The following is a 20972-nucleotide window of genomic DNA, read 5'->3' as shown; positions in this document are numbered from 1 at the left end:
GGCATCCGTCATAGGAATAGGACTCGCGATGCGGTCCCGGATCCAATCGATAGAAGAAGAAGGAACCCGCGATGAAAACCATGACCTGCAAGCAACTCGGCGGCCCCTGTGACCTGGCGCTGAGCGGAGACACCGCCGACGACGTCATCCAGGCCCAGGACCGGCACCTCCGCGACGCCGTGAAGTCCGGCGACTCCACCCACCAGGAGGCCCACGAAGCGATGAAGGGGCGGTGGAGGAATCCGGTCAAGGGGATGGGGTGGTACCGCAACACCAAGAAGGCCTTCGCATCGCTGCCCGAAGGCTGAGATAGCCCGGCGCCGGCACGGACCACGGAGGATGGCCGCAACGGCCGTTCACCGCGTTCCGCGCCGGACCTGCCCGCTCCCCGACACGGCCAGCAGGGGTTGGCCCGGAGCCCACCAAGCGCGAAGATGAGGAAGTCACCAGAATAATCCCCCGGGAGGCAGTTCGACGGACATCGGCACGGAGGTAGCTGTGTGCTCGAAGGCGTTGAACCGCGCAGTCGAGAACGAGGAGCCCCCATGCACCGCAGCCGCCTGTCCACAATCCTGATCGACGCCCCGTCCGATCAGGCCGATGCGAGCGCGAGCTTCTGGTCAAGCGCGCTTGGGGTGCCGGCCCAGAGTCCGCCCGGGGAACCGCAGTTTCGAACCCTGCAGGACTGTGTGCCGAACCTTGTCGTCGCGGTGCAGTCGGTCGAGGACTCCGTCCGCTACCACGTGGACATTGAGACGGATGACGTCCAGGCGGAGGTGGCCCGGTTGACCGCTTTGGGCGCCGTGGAGGTCTCGAGCTGGCAGGGGTGCCACACCCTCCGCGCCCCCGGCGGCCACCTGCTGTGCGTCATTCCGGTCCACAGCGACGAGCAGATATTCGGTGCCCTGTCCCGCACCTGGTCATGACAACGTGGCGGCGTGTTTACAGCGCCGCGGCCGTGATGTTGTCGAAGAACCGCGATTTGTCCGCTTCGACGTCCGTGCTGGTCCGCTTCAGGTGGTTGTACTGCTCCCGCGCAGCGGCGCTCTGTCCCATCCGTTCCCAGGACCGGACGAACCTCAGGTCGTGTTCGGAACCGACCACGGTGACCGCCACACCGACCGGAGGGGTCGAGGCCCTTTCGAAGACGGCGAACCAGGAGGTCCAGATCTCCGTCCGGGCAGCAGCGAAGAGGCCCGGAAGCCGGGAAACCGCCACTGGGAAGTCGTCCGCCGTGACCCGGAGGTGAAGGTCGATATCCCCTTTGGTGAGGAGGCCCGCCAGGCTGCTCCCGCCGGTAAGGAGCAGGTCGCCCGGCACTCCTTCGGCGATCAGCTTCCTGCGCTCCTCGGCGAGCGCGGCGACCGCCTGGTCGACGGTTTCCGGTGTGGTGAGTTGCCAGCGGGTCACGGAGTTCTCCTTTCGGCCGCGCACCCGCACGTGGGAACCGCGGGTCTGCACGATAGGTCGGTTTCTCCAATTCTGCCCGGTCCGCGCGTCGGAGGGTGCAGCTCCGCGGCCGGCTGGGTCCTTCCCGGACCGCCTCCGGCACACCGGCGGAGGGACCCGACGTCGGGCCAACCGCCCGTCGGCGGGTAGCCGCGGCCCGCTTTGCCGTGGCTGTGTGGCGGAATGGGATGCAGTTCGGTACCGTGAGCAGGCCGGGAAGGAAGTACCCGCCGCACCGCTGGGGTGGGGCGGACCTGGCAATCCGAGAAGCTGCGGTCCGCAGCGCGTGCGAAAAGGTCTCAATCTCATGAATGTTCAGGCGCTTCATCCTGCCCGTATTGGTGCCCGGCCGGCTGCCGGCTAACGCCCCGTGGACACAACGAAAACCCACCCGCCCCGCACTCCCGAGCCGCGCCCGCGCCGGCAGCCTGCTCCGAATTCCGCTACCACGCCCTCGGGGGAGGGAATGTCCTCCCGCCCGACCGCTCCCGGCCCGGCAGCGAGAGGACGCTTCCACCGGACGGTGGGCCTGGTCATTGCCGTCCTGGCGGCTGGAGCGGCGGCCGCACTGTGGGCAGCGGTGGCCGTCGGTGGGCCCTCCCAGGTGGAGGGTCCGGCCAGCGGCGTCATCCTGGGGCTGTGGCGCGTGCTGTACAACACCGACACGCCACCGGTCCGTGTGCTGGCCATCGCCATGGCCCTGGCGGTGCTGTTGGCGGCCGGCGTGGCGCTGCTTGAACATCGCATCGCGACGCGGTCGCGCCGTTCGGCCAATCCGGTCAGCACTCCGCTGGCACCGCGCATCGTGATGGCCGCGACGAGGGGTGTCTATTCCGGCCCGGTCAGCGTCACCGTGCTGATCCCGGCGCACAACGAGGAGGCCTCGCTGCCGGCCACCATCGCGTCGCTTCGGACCCAGTCACACCCCCCGGAGCGGATCATCGTGGTTGCGGACAACTGCACCGACGCCACGGTCGCGCTGGCCCGCCGCGCCGGGGTCGAGGTGTTCGAGTCGGTCAACAACAGCCGGAAGAAGGCCGGTGCCCTGAATCAGGCGCTCACCTGGATTCTCCCGGGCCAGGGCCCCAACGACGTCGTGATGGTCATGGACGCCGATACCCGGATCGACGACGGATTCCTTGCGGCGGCCGTACAGCGCTTCACTGATGACCGGGCGCTGATGGCGGTCGGAGGCCTGTTCTACGGAGAGCCGGGACACGGGCTGCTGGGCCAGTTCCAGCGCAACGAGTACATCCGCTACAGCCGGCAGATCCGGCGCCGACGCGGACGGGTGTTCGTCCTGACCGGGACGGCGTCGCTCTTCCGTCCTGCCGCGTTGAGAACCGTCGCCGAGCAAAGGGGGATCTCGATCCCCGGCACCAACGGGGATGTCTACGATACGGCGGCCCTCACCGAGGACAATGAGCTGACGATCGCGCTGAAGTCCCTGGGCGCGCTGATCGTCTCACCGCACCAATGCACTGTTGTCACCGAATTGATGCCCAGCTGGTCCATGCTGTGGGCCCAGCGGCTCCGGTGGCAGCGCGGGGCCCTTGAAAACATCGGCGCCTACGGCGTGACGCCGCAGACCCTGCGGTACTGGGTGCAGCAGCTCGGCATCGGGTACGGGGTCATTGCCCTCGGCTCCTACCTGCTGCTCGGAGTCCTTCTGGTGCTTTCCCTCGATGAGTGGGTCTGGTTTCCGTTCTGGCTGGGCCTTGGTGCCCTGTTCATGATCGAACGGGTGTGCACCGTCTGGAAGGGCGGCTGGCGTGCCCGCCTGCTGGCCGCGACGCTCCTCCCCGAACTCTGCTTCGATATGTTCCTCAATGTCGTCTACGTCAAGGGCATCATCGATATCTCCCTTGGCCGTGCAGCGGACTGGAAGCACGTTCCCCATACCAGCGCACTGGACGGAAAGGAGGCGGCATTGTGATTGGTGCCCTGTACGTGCCCAAGGGGCTTGTCTTCCCCGAAACGATCCTGCACAGCGAACTGTTCGCCGTTCTGGCCACCTTCGTGGCCATCAACACCGTCATGTACGCAGCGCTGGCCATCGTGAAGGTGCTGCCGAAGGTTCACGCACCCGGGTGGATGCGCTCCCGGGGGGAACGCAGCGAAACCCGCAGCATCCACCCCGACATGCCCTCCTGAGCGCGCTCCGCTCAGGCGGGGCCGTCGGGGGCAAGCTCCACGTTGTAGGAGCGGATTTTTGCCACCCGCCCCTCGACGAAGTCATAGATGTCGCAGGAGGCCACGCGGCTCAGGCTACCGTCGGCACCGGCGTACCGGGCGATGCTGTCCACGATGACTGATTCGCCGGCGGTTAGAACCCTGAACTGCTCGAAGTCGGTGTGCACGTCCTTGAGGTCCTGGGCGAGGGACTTACCGATACGCGCCACCGATACGCGCCACCGATACGCGCCACCGCGGGCTTGCCATGGACGTCTTCACCTCCGACAAGTTCCCAGGCAACGTCATCATCCAGCGCGGGAAGGGCGTCCTCGAACCTGTGGCCCGAGAACGCCCTGGCTACCGTCTTCTGAGTCATCTGCATAGCGCCGCCCTCCCACGTCGTCCGAGGGCACTTGGTCCCGGATTCCCCTCCCATTGAACCCTCTCGTCGGCAGTGCAGGCTACGGTTCCAGGGCTCCGGACTTCACCCTGCGTCGTTGCTCAACCTTCGCCTAGCCGTCGGATCGGCACCAGACGAACCCATTCGGCCGATCATCCTTGCCGTCCCACGGTGAGGAGCTGAATGATTGAGTGGCGGTGGTGCGGGGTCGGCCGAGGGTTTTCGAGGGGATGTAATGAGGCTTTTACTGGTGACGGCGGGGACGCGGGGCGACGTCGATCCCTTCGCAGTGCTCGCCCGTCGGGCACTGCGGGCAGGGCATGAGGTGCGCCTTGTTGTTCCGGACAATTCCGGAGTGGACACCTCGGGCATCGACGTCGCCAGTCTGGGTGTCGATTACAGCCAGTGGATCGAGCACCAGGGCGTTTCCGTTGGTGCCGCGCTTCGCTCGTACCGCTCGGTGGTGCGCCCGGCCATGCGCCGGGTAATGATCGAGTCGGCGAAAGCGGCCGTTGAGTATGCCCCTGACGTGCTGGTGGCGCACCCGAAGATTCTTTCAGCGCCGCTGGCTGCCAATGCACTCGGAATTCCTTTCGTGTGGGTGGAGATGGTGCCGGTGCTGACCCCAACGCGCGCGTTCCCCGCCGCGGGAACCATCAGCCGAGACTTGGGCCGGCTCAACCGGTTCACCTACCGGGCTGCTGCCGGGGGTGCGGCCATGTTCCGCAGGGATCTGTCGGAGGTGGCGAAGCTCGTTGGCCACCGAGGCGGCCGTATTGCGCCGCCCGCGGCAACGCTGATGCCTATCAGCCCGGCGATCCTGCAGCGCCCTCCGGATTGGCCGGCCACGGTTCACCTCACCGGACCGTGGCGACAGCCAGCGACAGGAGTCCTCCCCGGTCAGGTCGCCGACTTCATCGCGGGTGGGGACTTTGTCTATGCCGGTTTCGGCTCGATGGCTGCGGGGGATCCAGTCGCCCGAGCACGGGAGGTGGTGGGCGGTATCCGCAGGACCGGTGCGCGTTCCCTTATCGCTACCGGTCTGGGCGGCCTGTCCGTGCCCCCTGAGGTGCTCGGTGACGATGTGTTCGTGACCGACTCCGTCACCCATGACCTCGTCCTGCCTCTGGCCGGGGCTGCCGTGCACCACGGTGGGATCGGGACCGTTCAGGCGGCTCTGGCAGCTGGAACCGTGTCGGTCATCGTGCCGTTCATCGCAGATCAGCCCTTCTGGGGAGCCCGGCTTCATGAACGCGGGCTCGGCCCTTCACCCATTCGGCAGCGTGCACTTACCTCGGACCGCCTTGCGGCCGCCCTGTCACAGGCGGGGGAGTACCGCCCAGCGGCGCAACGGGCGGCACGCGCCATGGCGGAGGAGGACGGCCCCGCCGCTGCTGTGGACATCATCGAGACACTCCACCGCTAAGCCTGATCGGCCGCTTTAGCGGCGCCCTCCCTCGGGCCGGGACGACGCGCGGTTCTACGGAGGCGCGTCGTCGACGTCCATGTCGCCACGGAGACCGAGACCGCGCAGATAGAGCGGGTCACCTGCCACTTCGAATGGGCGTTGACCAACGGTGAAACCCAACGCCTGGAACCCCTGCTCAAGTTCGGGTGCCTCCCTCGGCCGGAGCGGCCGGGCCCCCAGTGGTCTTGGAGACAGGATCTGCAGCGGTGCGCCGACTGGTCCACCGGTCCGTCCCCGCAGCTGCTGGAACCGGAACCCCGAGTCCGTGAGTGCGAGGCACCCCGCCCTCCAGCCGCGTGGCGTCGGCGTTCATCAGGTGAGCCTAGACGAAACCCGGTCGCCCATGGGGCACAGATGGACTGCGTTCCGCGGTGCTTCCGGTAAGGCCGGCTCGATGGCTCTCTCGGTCGGTCCGGTCACGGCTAACTAGTGATCTTCGGACCCCGCACGGCCGGTATCCCGGTCCTTTCTCGGAACAGTTACCACGAACCAAATGATGCCCAGGTAGAACAAAGCGCCCGCAACCACGGCCGGCACCGGGCCGAAGGCGGTGTCCACAAGCAGGCATATCGGCGGAGGGAAGACCAGGAGAAGCAGGCGCCATGTAGTCAGTTCACGGCCGGTGATGTTCCAGTTCCGCTTATTCGACCGTCCGTTGGGCTCCCTCATCCCTGGAGACTACATTTCGCTGGACCCGCCCGCTGCGACTTCCGCCGCGACAACACCTCAGAGGGGCGCCGTGGGTCGCCGCCCGACGCACGGGTCAATACAGGTCTACAGGTCTGCGGGTCCGTGAGGGAAACCATCACGGGGTGAAGGATGACCCGCATTTGCACGGGTCGGGGTGGTCCTCTGCATAGACTCCCTGAATGGATACGAGCCGGATTGCGATCGACTGGGCCGTTGCGCGCGAAACCAACCGTGCCAACTGGGAAGACCGGGTGCCCCTGCACGAAGACGCATACGGGATTGAGCAGCTGGATGATCCCAGCCATCTGACCTCGGTCGTCCGCACTGACTTGGCGGCGCTCGCACCCTTCCTGCCGGGTGGAACGGTCTCCGGCCTGGATGTATGTCATCTGCAGTGCCACATCGGTACCGACACGCTCTCGCTGGCAAGGGCAGGCGCCCGGGTCACCGGCGTTGACTTCTCTCCGGCAGCCCTGCGATCCGCAGCCGGCCTGGCGGATCGGCTCGGCATCGATGCGACGTGGGTCGAAAGCGATGTCCTCGAGGCCCGTGCCGCTGTGGCCGGAGATTTCGACCTTGTGTACACCAGCATTGGAACCATCAACTGGTTGCCGGACTTGGGCCGTTGGGCGAGCCAGGTGGCAGGGCTCCTGCGGGATGGAGGATCGTTCTACATCAGGGATGGACACCCTGCTCTCTACTCCATTGATGAGCACGCCGACAGGTTGCAGCTTCGCTACCCGTACTTCGGCAACGGCCACGCGCAACTCTGGGACGACGCGACCACGTACGCCGGAGACGGCACGGTGGGTCACCAGCGGACGTATCAGTGGGCGCATCCGTTGTCCGAAATCATCAACTCTCTCATTGGGGCGGGCCTTCAGATACTTCGTGTCGAGGAGGGTGAAACACTGCCATGGAAATTCTCTCCCCGCATGGTCGAGGTGCCCGGTGGTTTTGCCTGGCCGGTAGGCGAGCGCGACCTCGTGCCGTGCACGTTTACGGTCATTGCGCGGAAGCCGTGACTTTCGCGTTGCCCCAGCTTGAGCAGGCCTTCCGCCGGTCCTGCGGTGCAGACCGCGCTCGCCGACCAAAGGATTGAGTGATCGCTGATCGGTCAACCCCACCAGGTACGGTCCCAGCGCCGCCGCCAATCCTCCGAAGGCGTGCGCGGACGCATTGCCTGATGGCTTGAGGCACCGTCCAGTGCGGGCTTACGGTGTGGATTATGTATTTGGAAAACCTCGTCTTCGACGCAGCCGAGCCGCAGCGGCTGGGCAGGTTCTGGGAGGCAGCCATCGGCGGCGAGCGGCTTACCGACGAGTCTGACGCTTTCGAGACGCGGCTGGCGGTCGAGGGCGGACCGGTGCTCGACCTGTGCTTCCAGCGCGTCACCGAACCTCATTCCGATTCAACTCCCCGGCTCCACCTGGACCTCGCCGGTGGAGCGCGTCAGCTCGAAGAGGTTGATCGGCTGATCGCGCTGGGCGCACGGCACCTGGACATCGGCCAGGGCGACGTGCCGTGGGTGGTACTTGCCGACCCCGAGGGAAATCCTTGCTGCGTCATGGAGGACCGTGATGCGTACGTCGGCACTGGGCCGATTGCAGGGCTTCCGCTGGACTCCGCCGATCCGAACCGCGACCTTGAGTTTTGGTCCTGGCTGACCGGTTGGACCCCGGGGCCCGGCACGTCCCTCCGCCATCCCTCGCTGCGAGGCCCTCTCCTTGAGCTGTGCCCCGAAGTGGTTCCCAAGGGTCCGGAAAAGAACCGGCTTCACCTCGACATCCGGTTGGAAGATGGAGACGATCCGGATGCGGTCGCGGCAGACATCGCGAAGCGCGGCGGCCGGGAACTCCACCCGGGCTGGGGAGACCTGCCGTGGCGGATCTACGCGGATCCATCGGGCAATGAGCTGTGCGTGCTGCCGGCGCGGTCGTAAGGCACAGCCACATGGGCGAGCATCCGGCCCTCGGGCCGGCCGCTCCCCGTCTACCTCAACGCAGGAGCAGCATGAAGATCATGGACATGGCAACCCGGCTCGTCGCCTGTCTCACGACGGGGGTGTTCCTGACCTCCTGCGCCGGCACGGGGGACAGCCCCGCTCCCGCCGCCTCCGCCGGACCTGCCGCACCCGCGTCGACGGTCTCGCCCGCACCGGCCACGACGGCGGGGCCCGCGGCGGAGCCCGGCCAGACAACAGACTCGGAGGGTCCTCGGGTCGTCACTGACGGGCTTGAAGCGCCCTGGTCCGTAGTCCTCCTTGACGGGGTGGCATTGGTAAGTGAACGTGACAGCTCCCGGATCCTAGAGGTCTCCGCCGATGGCGCGCAGCGCGTCGCCGCGACCATCGAGGGAGTCACTGGCACGGGGGAGGGAGGCCTGCTGGGGCTGGCTGTGGATGCAGAGCGGCGACTCTACGTGTACTCGACCGCAGCCGATGGCAACCGCATCCAACGATTCCCCATCACCGGGGCTCCGGGTGCATTGGGACTTGGCGAAGCCGAAACCCTCCTGACGGGCATCCCAGCGGCGAGAAACCACGACGGCGGGCGCATCGCCTTCGGTCCCGACGGCATGCTGTATGCCACCACGGGAGATGCGGGCCAACCTGATGTCGCGCAGGACCGGACATCCTTGGGTGGGAAAATCCTTCGGATGGAAGCGGACGGGAGTGTCCCTGAGGACAACCCATTCCCCGGCTCCCTTGTCTACAGCTACGGCCACCGGAACCCGCAGGGACTCACCTGGGACGACGCCGGCACTCTTTACGCGGCCGAGTTTGGGCAGAACACCTGGGATGAACTGAACGTCATCACGCCCGGCTCAAACTATGGGTGGCCGCTCGTCGAAGGCATCGCGGGATCAGAGGAATTCACCGACCCCGTCCAGCAGTGGACACCGGAAACGGCCAGCCCGAGCGGCATCACCCATCTCAACGGAACGATCTACATTGCAAACCTCCGCGGGAGGGTTCTGCGCGCCGTGCCCGTCGAGGACCCGAGCACGTCAACCGAACTTTATGCCGGCGACTACGGTCGCATCCGCGACGTCATTCCCGGTCCGGAGAACACCTTGTGGATCCTCACCAGCAACACCGACGGCCGTGGAAGGCCCGGCGCGGACGACGACCGCCTCATCAGTATTCCACCCGAGTTGCCCTAAGCGACCAGTCCTCACCGGCTCGATTGACGGCTCACGATCTCATTGATCCAGATCGGAGCAAAGGGTGAGGTGCAGTTCGGCGGGGTCGGGTAGTCCTTCAGCACTTCGAGTCGCTCCCCGATGGAGATTGCGCGGCTTCGGTAGTTCTCGTGTGCAATACCGACCTGCGCCAGGGTGTGGTTCATCGCCCATTGCAACCGGTCGGGAGCCTCTTTCATCTCCGCCTCAATTATGTCGAGCAGCCCGGGCAGGTCGAGCCCTTCCGGCTTCTTCACCACCCGCTCGCTGGTCAGGGCCCATCCCGCGCTGGCGACGAAGGGATCGGCGTCGTCGATCCATTCGACGCGGAGCTGCTCGGCGTACGGACTCACCTTGACCACGTAATTGACGAGCCAGTCCTGCACCTTTGGAGCGCCGGCTTCGCGCAGCATTGCGTCCAACTCATCGTGCCCGAACTCCTTCGGCCGGCAGATGAGGAGGGCCAGCAGGCGCGCCGCGGTGTCGCCGGTGGCCCACAGCCCCTTGGACAGATCATGCTGGGTCTTCAACCGCTTCGCGATGCCCCGCAGCTTGGTGAGATTCACCCCGTGGTCATCGCCGTGCTTTTCGTTCACCGCGCGCATCCGGGGATCCTCGAGCGAGGCAAGTTCGGCCATTAGCTCGTCCACTGTTGTTCCCGTCATAAGTGCCTCCGTCTGTAGTCGTGGCCGCCAGCCCTCCACCTGAACATCATCGGACACGTCGTCCCAGGGGCGGTATCCGTCCTGATCGATTCGCTCGCAGGGATTATGCCGAGCATCATGATCTTTATGCGAGGAGTTCGCAAGACCGCCCCGTGTGGTCAAGAGCCGTCCCGGACCCCGGTGAGCCTATGCGAGTCGAAGGAGATGCCGCTGAACGTGGCCGTGGTTCCCTTTCCCGACGGCGATTGGGCCGCGAAGCCTATTTCGACGCCGACAGGTGCCGGGTCGCCCATGGCGAAATACCGGACCATGCTCCACCGATGTCCGTCGACCGAGGCGTGCATGGCGAATGCCCGGCCGAGGCGGGAGATCCTCAGGAAGGTTCCTGAGCGATCGATGGGCCAACTGTCGCAGTCATCGGATACCCCGTCCCGGGTGACAACCGAAACCACCCGGCTGGTCCCGCTGGGGTCAAGCTCTGCGCATACCTTGAACCAGTTGAGCGGATCGATGTACCCAATCAACACACCGGAGTCGAAGTCGCTGACAAAGACCGGGCTCACGAACGCGCTCAGTGAAAAATCTCCCGTCACCGCGGCGACGAAACGCTCAGCATTGAAAGTACGTGACGACCCGTCGGGATTCAGGAACATATCTGCCCCAGCATCGGCGGAAAGGACCACATCCCCGCCCCGAACCAGGGGACGGACTTGCGCCCGGGGCCCCTCACCGGTCAGTGGGAAGGGCAGGGGGCAATTGTCAGTTCTCGGGTCTCGTTCACTACCCAAACCTACCGGTCGGAACGGTTCGTGGATTGCCTTGGTGAGACGTCGGCAGAGCTGTTCATGCACGTCATGGACCCAACTCCGACAGCGATCGCTCCCGATAGGGTTGCTCCCCATGCACCTCGGCTAGAAACCGCTGAACCCCACGAAAACGGACAGATACAGGGCGCAGCCACACCACAGGAATGCCATCGCGGCGACGGCTAGGCTGCCCCGCCAGGGTTCTTCCTTGAACAGAATGCCGGGTTTCAAGCTTAGAAATATCAGGGCCAGAAAAGGAGCGAAAAGAAGCACTGCAACGGTGACCATAAACGTTTGTGCCCAGAGAGTGGCGTCGACAGCAAACGATTGGTAGATCTTTATTGCGAACCAGGTGCCAGCCAGCCCGGCAAGCAGCAGGCTCGCCGTCACCGCCATGGTCCGGACAAAGACTAATTTCACCATCAGGCCCCCAACGGTCACAGCGAACTTCTCCATACGCTACCGGTCAAGCGCCCGCGCAAGGTAATTGCCTGCCTGGGAGGCTCCGGAAGTATCTGCCGCTAATTGCGGGCACCGCATTGAGGGGGTGGCATGGCCGGCCGCGGTTTCCCGGGCGGGGAATTGTCCTCGTGCCTGACCCCAGGGGCCCATAGTTTCCGATGATCACACCGTGCGGTCCCTGACGGCGGCATAAAGCAGCATGTCCCGGCGCACTCCGGCGATTTCCTGATGGCTTCGGAGGAGTCCCTCGCGCTGAAACCCGGCGTGGTCCGCGCTGCGGACCGAGGCAGTATTCCAGGGCTCAATATAGAGTTCCACCCGGTGCAGTTCTGGAATGGTCCAGACGAAATTCAGCAGTGCCAGCAGCGCGCGGGCTGCAATCCGCCGGCCACGCTCTGGGGGGATCACCGCATAACCGGCCTGGGCGCGGCCCTTGTTCAACTCCCGCGTCCACAGACCTATCTGGCCGACGCAGCGGCCCGTTTCGGCGTCGGCGATAGCAAAGGAGAATCCCGTTCCCTCGCGATGGCGCTGACGTTGGCGTTCAAGCCATGCCAGGGCCTCCTCGAGCGACGCGTGGGCGGGCAGGGTGCCGGTAGTGGGGACGTATGGGTCGCGGGAAAGTTCCACGGCCATTCCGGCGTCAGCGTCGCGGAACCGGCGAAGGAGCACACCTGCGTGCCGCGGATCATCCACGGGCCACTCCGGTATCGCGAGAGGGACGCCCATTGTCTCAGCCGTAGTGAGCGGTGATCGTGCGGTCCGATCCATTCATTGTTACGGTCCCGCCGTAGGGCAGGATCCACTGCGGACGGGTATGGCCGAAGGGGACCCCGACGCAGACGGCGGCCTCGGGGTTGTAGCGGGTGATCTCTTCGATCACGGTTTCCCGCTGGGCCGTCCGGAGGCGGGAGCGCTCCTCAGCACCGGGCCGGTGCTCGAAGCTGCTGGTGGGTGGCCTTGCGACGAGTACTGCGTCGACGGCGTCGAGGATGCCGCGTTCGCCGAGCGCGCGGACCCACCGTTTCACCCGGTCTGCAGGCGGCAGTTCCTCGCTGGTTTCCAACAGCAGAATGGCGCCGTGGAGGTCCTCGACCGCCGGTAGCTGGTCGGCCAAAGCGAGCTGGTCGATGACTTCGAGGCATCCGCCCCAGGTCCTGCCCGACACGACCCGCTCCGGTCCGGCCCAGACCCAGGGCTCGGTGGGCTCCCTCTCACCGAACTCGACGAGCGCTCGAGGATCGCGCCAGTCCTGGCCGAAGTCCTCGGATTCGCCTGGATCGGTGATGGTGAGCTCACCGCCGGTCATCAGAGCGGCTTTCAGGGAGGCGAGGTGAACCTCGTCGATGCGCGGACCCGGACCGAGGTGGACCTGGGTAGAGCCGCCGTAAAAGCCGCTGATACCGTGCGACCAGAGCCAGTTCAGCAGGTTGGTGTTGTCGCTGTAGCCGAGGAAGATTTTGGGGTCGGCTCGGGCGAGGCCGGCGTCCAGGTGCGGGATGACGGTGATTTGATCGTCGCCGCCGACCGTGGCGAGGATGGCACGGATCGTGGGGTCGGCGAAGGCCGCGTTGAAATCGGCGGCACGATCCTCGGGGGATGCACCGAGCTGCCGGGTCGTTGGGAACTCCACAGGTACAAGGCCGGTTACGGCCGCGAATCGGGTCATGGCCTGTTCGTGGACCGCGGGGGCGAATCCCGGGGCCGCGAATGACGGCGACAGGATCGCCACCCGATCGTCCTCACGGAGTTTCGATGCCGGCTTGGTGGGTCCCCATATTTTCATCCCGCCAGTCAAGCACACCGGCAATGTCCACGACTTCAGCCGCGCGTCCAGTGTGCCCGGGCAGAAGTGGCGTTAGAGTCACCTGACGAGCGACGGACTGCAGCCGCGAGGGGGACGTTGATGAACGGGCATGCGGGATCACCCCTGGTCAATCACAGCGTTGGTCTTGTGGGGCCTCTTCGCGTGGGCGGTTGCCGCGCAAGGTCCGCAGTTTCCTTTATTGCCGCTCTTCGCTACGGCATTCGCGGTGCTGCGGTTTTGTCAGTGGCGCCGCCAGTAGGGTGGACGCTCCTCAAGTGCGAAAGATGGCCGGTCGAAGATGAGCCACCGACAACCCGGTCCTCATGCATCAGATCGATGTGGGAAGGCACCGGAGGTAGCAGGGAGAAACTTAGACAGTTCGTGGTCACCGAGGATGCGCGCCAGAGTACTTCGCCCCAGCGTGCTCAGTCCTGGATTCGACCGCCGGTAGTACCAGACCAACCCCATCGCCTGCTGGAAGGCCCACGCTGCCCCACGCCACCACTCAAGATCGGTGCAGGGCAGCCCGCGGCGAAACCATGCCCGACCCTCTGCATCCAGCAGGTGCCATACGGCGACAAAATCGAGAGACGGGTCAGCAGGAGCGAAACCGCCTCCATCGAGGACCCCGACCAGCCGCTCGCCCTCGACCAGGAGGTTCCCAGGAATCAGGTCGCCGTGCGTCATGACGTCGGGGGCGGCCGCCGGCAGGATTCGAAATTCAGCCCAGAGGGCACGGAGCCGGTCGACCGGAAGGAGGCCCTCGCTCTCGCGGAAACAAGTGTCCATCCATCCATCGGAGTCCTGCAGATCTCCGCCTCGGCCGGTACCTGCGAAGCGGCGCCCTCCGATGTCGGCGGTTCGCAGGGCGTGCACGAGGTCCGCGAGATCGTGTGCAAAAGCTTTGGAGTTGGCCAGGCCGCCGGGTGTTGCCACATGCCCGGGCAACCAGGTCTGCACCGACCACGGCAGGGGGTAACCGTGGCCTGAAGCGCCTTCCGCAACGCGCACGGGCGTGGGAAACGGACAACAAGCGTTCAGCTCGCGCATTGCCGCTGCCTCACGCTCCAGTTCGGCCCGCATACCGGCCGGGTCAGCGGAGCGAAGAGGGAAGCGCGCGGTGAGGTCGGACCCGATCCGATAGATGGCGTTGACCGTCCCCTCCGTCCGGACGCGGCGCACCTGCTCGAGGCGCCACTTGGGGAACTGCTCGACGATCAGCCTGCAGGCTGTTTCCTGGTCGAGGAGGAGCTGGTCATCGTGCATCACCATGCAGGCGACATTAGCTGATCCCCAGGCGGGATCCGCGGCCCCTTCCGCCGGCCGACCCAAACCTCCCGGACGCGCGGCGGAACCCCGCCGGTGAGCAGGAGTGCCGGGGACGGCGTGGTTCAGCGCAGGATGAGGTTTGGGTGGAGTGAGGCCCATCCCAGCCCGGCATACTCCTCGGCGTCGTAGCCGTCCGGGGCAAGCATGACTTCGACGTCCGGCGTGGTGACTCCGACAGCGGGCGTAAGGGCGCCTTCGATGTATCCACCGCAACCGATGATTGCCTCGCCATCCTGATCGATGACCAGGCAGATGGACCGCTCGAACTCATCGGCGGGCCGGGCGATGTAATACGACCGTCCGTCCTGCTCGGCCAGGAAGCGCATGGTGTCCAGGGCGACGACGCCCTCCGTGTCGAGGGATACGGGCTGGTCCTCATCGAAGGGCGTATTCTCGAGCACCGAGAATGCGGTGGTCGCACTGCAGCCGGCCAGAACCCAGACGAGTGCGAGGGCAGCTACCGCCCGTACCGGGCCGCGCTCATTCATTGATTTCCCCCTGATATTCCCGATTCGCCCGTGCCTTTCCGATACCCGGTCGCACCGACGCTAGCCCGACCTAATCACGGCCGCAGCACTTGGGAAACCGGCGGGTGGGCTCGGATCGGTCATCGTTACGGGTTCGCAACCGGCCGATGGAGTACCGGCCTGGTTTAGTGGATTCCCCGGAGATCGATCCCGCCCGCTGGTTATCGAAAACAGGGATGCAAAAGGGCAGCGAATTGGGGCGAATACCGAATCGCGTGCGTCCCTCCACCAATAAGAATGCCGTTATTGCTTGTTTCGGTGACATAAGTGACCTACATTGAGCGGACAGCGACCGCAGGGGTATCAGAAGTATCTTTCTTCTGAAGCCTTTGAATATCCGGTCAGCGGATCACACTGTTTCGTTCTTGTGGGGGGCCGCACGCTGTGCCCTCGGGGATGGCCCGGGGGATACTACGTGTTTCAGGAGACGCGCATACATGATCACCAATAAAAAATGGGTTGCAACGGGATCAACGGCCACCCTTATCGCCGGCGGGCTGTTCTTTGGAGCTCCGGCGGCTTCCGCTGCACCGGGCGATGCCGCCTGCCTGCAGGCTTCCGTCCAGTTCAACGCGGCACTCAATGCCGCGGGGATCGACGTGGCATTCGTCAACCAGCTTGAGCTCGCGACCGCGGCTGTGGTTACTGCCGGCGAGAACCTCGCCACCGTCACGGCGACGCTGAACGTCGAGGGGCTGGCGGTTGAGGCCGAGACCACCGCAAAGGCTGCTGCGGACTTGCAGCTGGCGGTTGCAAATGCAGAGGACGCGGTCACGGTCGCGGTCGACGCTGCAGTCATCGCCGATACTGACGGCGACGGAGACCCCGAGAACGACCCGGCTGTCGTCGAAGCCCGTGCGGCGCTGGAAACGGTGCGCGGCCAGGAAGCGGCCGCGATTGAGGCTTCCGCCATCGCGGGTGCCGCCTACGAGGCTGTGCTTGCGGATCCGACACTGCTGGCTGCTGAGGCCGCTTTTGAAGCGGCCGTCGTCCAGGTAGATGCTCTCATTGCACAGCTCAGTGGCAATGAAGCCCTCGCGGCGGAACTCATTGCGCTGTTCAAGGCGTTCCTGGCGGCGTGTGACGCCGGCGCCATCGGAGTCACTCCGGTTGTCAACCCCACCGTGCCGGTGACGGTCATCCCCACCCCCACCGGCACTAACAAGGGCATGAACGTCCAGACCGCCGCCGCGACCGAGGACAACAGTGCGGCCCTCGCCCTCATTGCGGGACTGCTCGCGGCCGGCGTTGCAGTTCCCGTGGCCATGGCCGCACGTATGCGCCGACTCGAGCGCGCCCAGCGTTAGCTCGCCCGACTGTCCCGGCGCGGGCCGCTGTCCTCACACCGTGGTCCCGCGCCGGGGCAGTGCGCCATCTTTCGCCCTGCCTCCCCGCAGCCCCCTGAGCCCGGTCAGTCGACGAAATCCGGGCTTTTTTCATTCTTCAGCCGGATTAGTGGCCGGCGTTTTTCCGTCCTTTCCAGGCCATTTCGGCGTCGCACAAAGATTTCGAAGATGGATGCAACTTTCCGGGTCTGGGCGGACACTACAGGGTATGGGGGACATGAATTCTGATGACGGCGGCCTGTGGTCGCGCAGCCTGGCCGGTGACGGCGAGGCCTTCGGTGTGCTGTTCGACCGTCACCGCGACCGGGTGTACCGGCACGCCTACCGGCTGGCGCAGAACCAGCCCGACGCCGAGGACGTGAGTGCCGCGGCGTTCCTGGAACTGTGGCGTCTGCGGACCAGGGTGCGCCTGGTGGAGTACTCGGTGCTGCCGTGGCTGCTGGTCACTACCACCAACTGTGCCCTGAACCTCCGTCGCTCCAGGCGGCGTTACGAGGCCCTGCTGAGGAGTGTTCCGCACGCCCCGGCGGCGGCGGACCCGGCGGATATCTTCCTGAGCGACGACCCTTTTCAAGGCGTCAACGAGCACCTCGCCTCCGCGTTGCGGGCGCTCAAATCCGTTGACCTGCAACTGATCACCCTGGTCGTGCTCGAGGGCTACGACCTCGCGTCGGCGGCCGGGATCCTGGGGCTGGGACCGGAGGTCGCGAAGACCCGGCTGCACCGGGCCCGGCACCGGCTCCGAGAGCACCTGCCCGGCCTCAACGCACCCCGACAGCTCACGCTCTTGGAGGAGGGTCAACCATGAACCTCGAACGGATGGACGACAACTTCGCCCAGAAACTGAGAAGCGTCCTGGTCGAGCAGGTCAACGCCTCCTCGCCGGCCCGTGTGCGGAGGCGCCGCTGGTGGGTCGGGGTTGGAGTTTTCGCCGGCGTCGGGCTGGTCGGGGGAGTGGGCGCGGCTTCCGCCGGGTTCTTCACGGTGCCCGGTGCGGACATCGTCACCGAGGTCGCGGCCCCGGCGGAGGGAGTTCACACCGGAACGCAGACAGTGGATCTCGGCCCGGCTCCGGAGGGGGCGACCCATATCTCCATGGAGCTGGCCTGCCTGAGCGCCGGCACCCTGTACGCGGAGGGCGGGGCGTCCATGAGTTGCAGCCCCAACGGGATTGATGGGTGGGGCGGATTCACCATCGCTTTGCAGCCCGGGAAGCACTCGACCGAGATCCGCACCAGCACCCCGGAAATGCGTTACCGCCTGAGGGCCACGTATGTGAACCAGACGCCGACCGAATGGGCGGTCAATGAGAACGGGGATACCTACGGCGCTCCCAATGACAGGGGCGAGCCGGACCTGCTCTCCGTCATCGCTACCAACGGAAAAGTCGGCTACTCGTACGCGCAGGAACTGGATGAGGCGTCGGGCCGGACTGCCTCGGAGGAGTTCACCAGCCCGGAGGATGCCCGGGTCTGGCAGGAAGCGCGGCTGGGGAAGTCCTTCGCTGTACCGGTGTACGAGGCGGACGGCGAGACGGTGATTGGTGAGTTCGTCATTGAGGGCCCGCCGGACATGAGGGAGGACCCCTAGGAACCTGACCCATCGCCGCAGAACGGTCATGCTCGTCTATGCTGTCCGGTGACCCCTGTCACGCGGTGCGTGATGCGTGGGGTGATCATTCCGGTGAATCCACTCCGAGCCCTGCTTCAGCGTGGTGCAGCCGGGTCACTACAAGGGGGTATTGACGATGGATCAGTTCACTGCCGGCAGGTCGGACAACGTGCTGTACCTGAGGTGGACGTCCGGTATCCACATCACGCACCCAGTCGCCGTCAAAGCCGCGCGCGACTTGGAGGTGCTAAGCGCAGGGGACAACCTGCCCCTGATCGTGGAAATGGGCGGCATTGATGGACTGACGCTTCAGGCGCGTTTGGGCATGAATTCCTACCGCGGCTTCGCCCGGGTGGCGCTCATTGGAGACGGCCCCGTCGATGAAGTGCTCGCGGGCTTCGCCCATGCCTCCCCGACGAGCACCCGCTACTTCACTTCCGAGGCTGAGGCCCTGCACTGGATCCAGGCGCCCGAGCTGGATGCCCGGAAGGAGCCGGCTGCCTACCCTACGCGTCCGGCGGTGGTTCCCTGAAGCACTTGCCTCAGACGCCAGGGCAGTATTTGGGAACGCAGCAGCGGCGAATGGCGCACTTTCAAGACGCTAGCCGGCGCCCTGATGGCGTTCAGCAATGGCCAGTGGTGTGCAGATATTCGGCATGCTGTTGGCGGTGCACAGCCGGTATCCTCCGGGGCGGATGCTGTCGGGGATGATGAGGGTGTCCGGACCCGGTCCGGCGATTCCTATGTCCTCCCAGCCTCTGCCCTCGCCGTCGTCGACCGACCACCAGATTGGGGAGCCGGAGCCCTCGTGGGCCCCGGTCGTGGCGCTCAGGAAATATCGTGCATGCCAGACGTCCCCGTACTGTTCCTCCAAGACCCAGGCGATTCCGCGCTCCGTTTCCTGAGGGAACCGGATGCTGATGGTCTGTCCGGGGTTGGCTGGGGAAGTCGAGATTTCGAGAAGCTCAGGACGCATCTGCGCCGCGGGGTCATGCGCACCGAGCCCTTTGGCCCCTGCCGGGCCGCAACCGGCCAGCAGCACACCGAGGAGAACTGAAGCAGCTGCTGGAAGCAACTGCTTCGGTCGTGGTTTGGCAGGATATCCGCTCACGGAATCAACCTCCTTCAGGGATGCTAACCGCACCGAGGAATAGCCGGCGGCTTCAGCGGGATAACGAATCGGCGGCTATTCAAGCGGGACCGCCAAAATTCCTGAGATGCCGGGGTGCATATTCCAGGCGTGAAGGGCCTGCTTTTGGACTGAAACTCGGGGGAGTTCATGAACCGCGTCTACGCATCGATTGCCCTCGGGTTAGCCAGCGGTCAAACGTCCACCATGAAAGCATGGGTCCTCAGAACGGCTTTATAGACCTTTGTTGGCCCCGCGCCGCAGCTGAAGTCGGACGAGACGCGCGGATCTCCAAGAATGTATCTGGCCATGAGACGCAGTGTAGCGGTTGGTTCCTTCACCGAAAGGCTGTTGGAAGAGCGTCACATGGGTGTTCCTCCAGTGGAACGTTGGGGAAGTCTGCCAGGGCAGGAGCACATTTGCTATTGATAATGATTTGCATTTAGCCTGATGGCATGCCGATATCCCCCCGCATCGTTTCCCTGTCCACGGCGATGGCCGCAGCCCTTGCTCTAAGCTCATGCGCCACCCCCGGATCTCCCGCGCCCGACGCCGGCTCACCCGCGAATCCTGCATCGTCCCCCGCCGGGGAGCCGGGTGGAAACACCGACCGTCAGGAGGTGGATGCACTGGACCCGCGGGCGGTGCTGACCTTCGACGGCGGCCTGATGACAGTGGACACCGAGACCGGTGAGGTGGTCGCACAGACCAAGTCGGAAGGCTTCCTGCGGTTGAACAACGCTGGGGACGGCCGGCACGTGCTGATCAGCGCCGGCGACGAGTTCCGCATCTTCGACAGCGGCCTGATCGCCGACGGCCACGGGGATCACGACCACTACTACAAGACGGCAGCCGCCATGACCGGCGCCAGCATCGAGGCCCCCGAGGCCGCACACGTCGTTGCGCACGAAGGCAGGACCGCGCTCTTCGCGGACGGGACCGGAGGGATCACCGTGATGGATTCCGCCGCCTTCAGCGACGGCAAGGTGACTCCCGACGAGGCTGAGGAACATTCCGCTGGCGCTGCCCACCACGGCGTCGCCGTTCCGCTCAGCAGCGGGGACCTGCTGCTGACCCAAGGCACCGCGGAGGCGAGCAACACGGTTCAGGTGGTCTCTCCCGAAGGCGACGTCGTGGCCGAAACCACCGACTGCCCGGGCGTCCACGGTGAAGCCACCGCCCAGCCCACCGATCAAGGAGATGTCGTGACCCTGGGCTGTGAAAACGGTCCGGTCATCTACCGCGACGGCGCGTTCCACAAAGTGCCCGTGGAAGAGCAGTACCAGCGTTCGGGCAACCAATTTGGCAACCACGGCTCACCGATCGTGCTCGCCGACTACAAGACCGATCCCGACGCCGAGCAGGAACGGCCCACCCGGATCGGGCTGATCGACACCCGCGCCGCGTCGATGAAGACCGTGGACCTAGGCTCGCGCTACTGGTTCCGCTCCCTCGCCCGCGGGGCAGACGGTGAGGCGCTGGTTCTGACCTACGACGGCGAACTGAATGTTCTAGACGAGGAAACCGGCGCCATCATCCACCAGGTCAAGGTCACCGCGCCCTGGGAGGAGCCGGAGGAGTGGCAATCAGCTGCACCGGCCGTGAAGGTCGGCACCGACGGATTCGCCTACGTGACCGAGCCCGCCACCAAGAAGCTCCACGTGATCGACGTCGCCGCCGGCACCCTCGTCAACAGCTTGGACCTGCCCGAGACACCTGTGGAACTCGCGGTCCTCACCGGGGAGGAGGAAGCACCTGAACACGACCATGCCGACGGCGAAGGCCACGAACGGGTTGAGGAACAGGGCAAGTAGGCCAACCTTGGCCACCGACATGTTCCGGCCGGGTGACCTAGCGCGGCACCCGGCCGTTGACTCATCATGTCCAAGCCAACCATCACCCAACGTCTGAGGCACTGCCGTGCG

General features: G+C 65.4%; 23 protein-coding genes. 13 read left to right on the top strand and 10 right to left on the bottom strand.

The features are described 5' to 3' along the window. The first annotated feature begins 71 nt into the window (after window positions 1-71). Window positions 72-308: a hypothetical protein gene (locus I6N91_RS02195; RefSeq protein WP_198810294.1), complete on the top strand. Its 237-nt coding sequence runs from the start codon at window positions 72-74 to the stop codon at window positions 306-308. 237 nt (window positions 309-545) lie between these two features. Further along, window positions 546-926, top strand: coding sequence for a VOC family protein (locus I6N91_RS02190; RefSeq protein WP_198810293.1), 381 nt, complete (start codon window positions 546-548; stop codon window positions 924-926). A 16-nt stretch (window positions 927-942) separates the two neighbouring features. On the opposite strand, the gene I6N91_RS02185 is transcribed toward I6N91_RS02190, so the two are convergent. Next, window positions 943-1410 carry a hypothetical protein gene (locus tag I6N91_RS02185; RefSeq protein ID WP_198810292.1) on the bottom strand — a complete coding sequence of 156 codons (468 nt, stop codon included), beginning with the start codon at window positions 1408-1410 and terminating at the stop codon, window positions 943-945. Between the two features lie 505 nt (window positions 1411-1915). On the opposite strand from I6N91_RS02185, the gene I6N91_RS02180 reads away from it, so the two are divergent. Beyond that, entirely contained in the window at window positions 1916-3385 is a 1470-nt protein-coding gene (locus I6N91_RS02180) for a glycosyltransferase family 2 protein (RefSeq protein WP_198810291.1), read from the top strand. After that, complete coding sequence (locus I6N91_RS02175; protein WP_307843204.1) at window positions 3382-3603, top strand: hypothetical protein; 222 nt, start codon at window positions 3382-3384, stop codon at window positions 3601-3603. The genes I6N91_RS02180 and I6N91_RS02175 overlap by 4 nt, the downstream gene beginning before the upstream one ends. Window positions 3604-3614: 11 nt before the next feature. On the opposite strand, the gene I6N91_RS02170 is transcribed toward I6N91_RS02175, so the two are convergent. Next, complete coding sequence (locus I6N91_RS02170; RefSeq protein WP_198810290.1) at window positions 3615-3851, bottom strand: hypothetical protein; 237 nt, start codon at window positions 3849-3851, stop codon at window positions 3615-3617. A gap of 408 nt (window positions 3852-4259) precedes the next feature. Here I6N91_RS02170 and I6N91_RS02165 point away from each other — a divergent pair, with 408 nt between their 5' ends. From I6N91_RS02165 to I6N91_RS02150, 4 genes are all read left to right on the top strand, one after another. Beyond that, a complete protein-coding gene (locus I6N91_RS02165; protein WP_198810289.1) occupies window positions 4260-5450 on the top strand; it encodes a glycosyltransferase in 1191 nt (396 codons plus the stop codon). A gap of 911 nt (window positions 5451-6361) precedes the next feature. Beyond that, window positions 6362-7207, top strand: a complete 846-nt coding sequence (locus I6N91_RS02160) for a bifunctional 2-polyprenyl-6-hydroxyphenol methylase/3-demethylubiquinol 3-O-methyltransferase UbiG (RefSeq protein ID WP_198810288.1) — start codon at window positions 6362-6364, stop codon at window positions 7205-7207. A 203-nt stretch (window positions 7208-7410) separates the two neighbouring features. Then, window positions 7411-8124: a VOC family protein gene (locus I6N91_RS02155; protein WP_198810287.1), complete on the top strand. Its 714-nt coding sequence runs from the start codon at window positions 7411-7413 to the stop codon at window positions 8122-8124. Between the two features lie 71 nt (window positions 8125-8195). Beyond that, window positions 8196-9347: a sorbosone dehydrogenase family protein gene (locus tag I6N91_RS02150; RefSeq protein WP_233091369.1), complete on the top strand. Its 1152-nt coding sequence runs from the start codon at window positions 8196-8198 to the stop codon at window positions 9345-9347. 11 nt (window positions 9348-9358) lie between these two features. On the opposite strand, the gene I6N91_RS02145 is transcribed toward I6N91_RS02150, so the two are convergent. From I6N91_RS02145 to I6N91_RS02115, 7 genes are all read right to left on the bottom strand, one after another. Further along, window positions 9359-10030: a DNA alkylation repair protein gene (locus tag I6N91_RS02145; RefSeq protein ID WP_198810286.1), complete on the bottom strand. Its 672-nt coding sequence runs from the start codon at window positions 10028-10030 to the stop codon at window positions 9359-9361. Between the two features lie 158 nt (window positions 10031-10188). After that, window positions 10189-10932 (bottom strand): DUF1349 domain-containing protein, encoded by a 744-nt coding sequence (locus tag I6N91_RS02140; protein WP_269823040.1) that lies wholly within the window; start codon window positions 10930-10932, stop codon window positions 10189-10191. 9 nt (window positions 10933-10941) lie between these two features. Continuing rightward, window positions 10942-11292, bottom strand: coding sequence for a hypothetical protein (locus I6N91_RS02135; RefSeq protein ID WP_198810284.1), 351 nt, complete (start codon window positions 11290-11292; stop codon window positions 10942-10944). Window positions 11293-11460: 168 nt separating this feature from the next. Then, window positions 11461-12027 (bottom strand): GNAT family N-acetyltransferase, encoded by a 567-nt coding sequence (locus I6N91_RS02130; RefSeq protein WP_198810283.1) that lies wholly within the window; start codon window positions 12025-12027, stop codon window positions 11461-11463. 4 nt (window positions 12028-12031) lie between these two features. After that, window positions 12032-13084: a S66 peptidase family protein gene (locus I6N91_RS02125; protein ID WP_198810282.1), complete on the bottom strand. Its 1053-nt coding sequence runs from the start codon at window positions 13082-13084 to the stop codon at window positions 12032-12034. A gap of 342 nt (window positions 13085-13426) precedes the next feature. After that, window positions 13427-14377, bottom strand: a complete 951-nt coding sequence (locus I6N91_RS02120; RefSeq protein ID WP_233091367.1) for an aminoglycoside phosphotransferase family protein — start codon at window positions 14375-14377, stop codon at window positions 13427-13429. 119 nt (window positions 14378-14496) lie between these two features. Further along, window positions 14497-14922 carry a hypothetical protein gene (locus I6N91_RS02115; protein WP_198810281.1) on the bottom strand — a complete coding sequence of 142 codons (426 nt, stop codon included), beginning with the start codon at window positions 14920-14922 and terminating at the stop codon, window positions 14497-14499. A 476-nt stretch (window positions 14923-15398) separates the two neighbouring features. Here I6N91_RS02115 and I6N91_RS02110 point away from each other — a divergent pair, with 476 nt between their 5' ends. The 4 genes from I6N91_RS02110 (at window position 15399) to I6N91_RS02095 (ending at window position 18450) form a co-directional block, all read left to right on the top strand. Beyond that, on the top strand, window positions 15399-16268 hold the full coding sequence (locus tag I6N91_RS02110; RefSeq protein WP_198810280.1) for a hypothetical protein: 870 nt from the start codon (window positions 15399-15401) through the stop codon (window positions 16266-16268). A gap of 256 nt (window positions 16269-16524) precedes the next feature. Beyond that, complete coding sequence (locus I6N91_RS02105) at window positions 16525-17115, top strand: RNA polymerase sigma factor (RefSeq protein ID WP_233091366.1); 591 nt, start codon at window positions 16525-16527, stop codon at window positions 17113-17115. Next, complete coding sequence (locus I6N91_RS02100; protein ID WP_198810278.1) at window positions 17112-17897, top strand: peptidase M56 family protein; 786 nt, start codon at window positions 17112-17114, stop codon at window positions 17895-17897. Before I6N91_RS02105 ends, I6N91_RS02100 begins: the two co-directional genes overlap by 4 nt. Window positions 17898-18054: 157 nt before the next feature. After that, window positions 18055-18450: an STAS/SEC14 domain-containing protein gene (locus I6N91_RS02095; RefSeq protein ID WP_198810277.1), complete on the top strand. Its 396-nt coding sequence runs from the start codon at window positions 18055-18057 to the stop codon at window positions 18448-18450. 69 nt (window positions 18451-18519) lie between these two features. On the opposite strand, the gene I6N91_RS02090 is transcribed toward I6N91_RS02095, so the two are convergent. Further along, window positions 18520-19029 carry a hypothetical protein gene (locus tag I6N91_RS02090; RefSeq protein WP_198810276.1) on the bottom strand — a complete coding sequence of 170 codons (510 nt, stop codon included), beginning with the start codon at window positions 19027-19029 and terminating at the stop codon, window positions 18520-18522. 473 nt (window positions 19030-19502) lie between these two features. On the opposite strand from I6N91_RS02090, the gene I6N91_RS02085 reads away from it, so the two are divergent. Continuing rightward, window positions 19503-20861, top strand: a complete 1359-nt coding sequence (locus I6N91_RS02085; RefSeq protein WP_198810275.1) for a hypothetical protein — start codon at window positions 19503-19505, stop codon at window positions 20859-20861. The last annotated feature ends 111 nt before the right edge of the window (window positions 20862-20972 follow it).

Origin of the sequence: Arthrobacter sp. MSA 4-2 (assembly GCF_016405885.1) — a bacterium.
Taxonomy (GTDB): Bacteria; Actinomycetota; Actinomycetes; order Actinomycetales; family Micrococcaceae; genus Arthrobacter_D.
This window is presented reverse-complemented; position numbering and strand designations above follow the sequence as displayed.

Excerpts from the sequence above, each read along its gene's own strand:
- I6N91_RS02195 (WP_198810294.1), top strand. The coding sequence starts at position 72 with ATGAAAACCATGACCTGCAAGCAACTCGGCGGCCCCTGTGACCTGGCG.
- I6N91_RS02190 (WP_198810293.1), top strand. The coding sequence starts at position 546 with ATGCACCGCAGCCGCCTGTCCACAATCCTGATCGACGCCCCGTCCGAT.
- I6N91_RS02180 (WP_198810291.1), top strand. The coding sequence starts at position 1,916 with ATGTCCTCCCGCCCGACCGCTCCCGGCCCGGCAGCGAGAGGACGCTTC.
- I6N91_RS02165 (WP_198810289.1), top strand. The coding sequence starts at position 4,260 with ATGAGGCTTTTACTGGTGACGGCGGGGACGCGGGGCGACGTCGATCCC.
- I6N91_RS02160 (WP_198810288.1), top strand. The coding sequence starts at position 6,362 with ATGGATACGAGCCGGATTGCGATCGACTGGGCCGTTGCGCGCGAAACC.
- I6N91_RS02155 (WP_198810287.1), top strand. The coding sequence starts at position 7,411 with ATGTATTTGGAAAACCTCGTCTTCGACGCAGCCGAGCCGCAGCGGCTG.
- I6N91_RS02150 (WP_233091369.1), top strand. The coding sequence starts at position 8,196 with ATGAAGATCATGGACATGGCAACCCGGCTCGTCGCCTGTCTCACGACG.
- I6N91_RS02145 (WP_198810286.1), bottom strand. The coding sequence starts at position 10,030 with ATGACGGGAACAACAGTGGACGAGCTAATGGCCGAACTTGCCTCGCTC.
- I6N91_RS02140 (WP_269823040.1), bottom strand. The coding sequence starts at position 10,932 with ATGGGGAGCAACCCTATCGGGAGCGATCGCTGTCGGAGTTGGGTCCAT.
- I6N91_RS02135 (WP_198810284.1), bottom strand. The coding sequence starts at position 11,292 with ATGGAGAAGTTCGCTGTGACCGTTGGGGGCCTGATGGTGAAATTAGTC.
- I6N91_RS02130 (WP_198810283.1), bottom strand. The coding sequence starts at position 12,027 with ATGGGCGTCCCTCTCGCGATACCGGAGTGGCCCGTGGATGATCCGCGG.
- I6N91_RS02125 (WP_198810282.1), bottom strand. The coding sequence starts at position 13,084 with ATGAAAATATGGGGACCCACCAAGCCGGCATCGAAACTCCGTGAGGAC.
- I6N91_RS02120 (WP_233091367.1), bottom strand. The coding sequence starts at position 14,377 with ATGGTGATGCACGATGACCAGCTCCTCCTCGACCAGGAAACAGCCTGC.
- I6N91_RS02115 (WP_198810281.1), bottom strand. The coding sequence starts at position 14,922 with ATGAATGAGCGCGGCCCGGTACGGGCGGTAGCTGCCCTCGCACTCGTC.
- I6N91_RS02110 (WP_198810280.1), top strand. The coding sequence starts at position 15,399 with ATGATCACCAATAAAAAATGGGTTGCAACGGGATCAACGGCCACCCTT.
- I6N91_RS02105 (WP_233091366.1), top strand. The coding sequence starts at position 16,525 with ATGAATTCTGATGACGGCGGCCTGTGGTCGCGCAGCCTGGCCGGTGAC.
- I6N91_RS02100 (WP_198810278.1), top strand. The coding sequence starts at position 17,112 with ATGAACCTCGAACGGATGGACGACAACTTCGCCCAGAAACTGAGAAGC.
- I6N91_RS02095 (WP_198810277.1), top strand. The coding sequence starts at position 18,055 with ATGGATCAGTTCACTGCCGGCAGGTCGGACAACGTGCTGTACCTGAGG.
- I6N91_RS02085 (WP_198810275.1), top strand. The coding sequence starts at position 19,503 with ATGCCGATATCCCCCCGCATCGTTTCCCTGTCCACGGCGATGGCCGCA.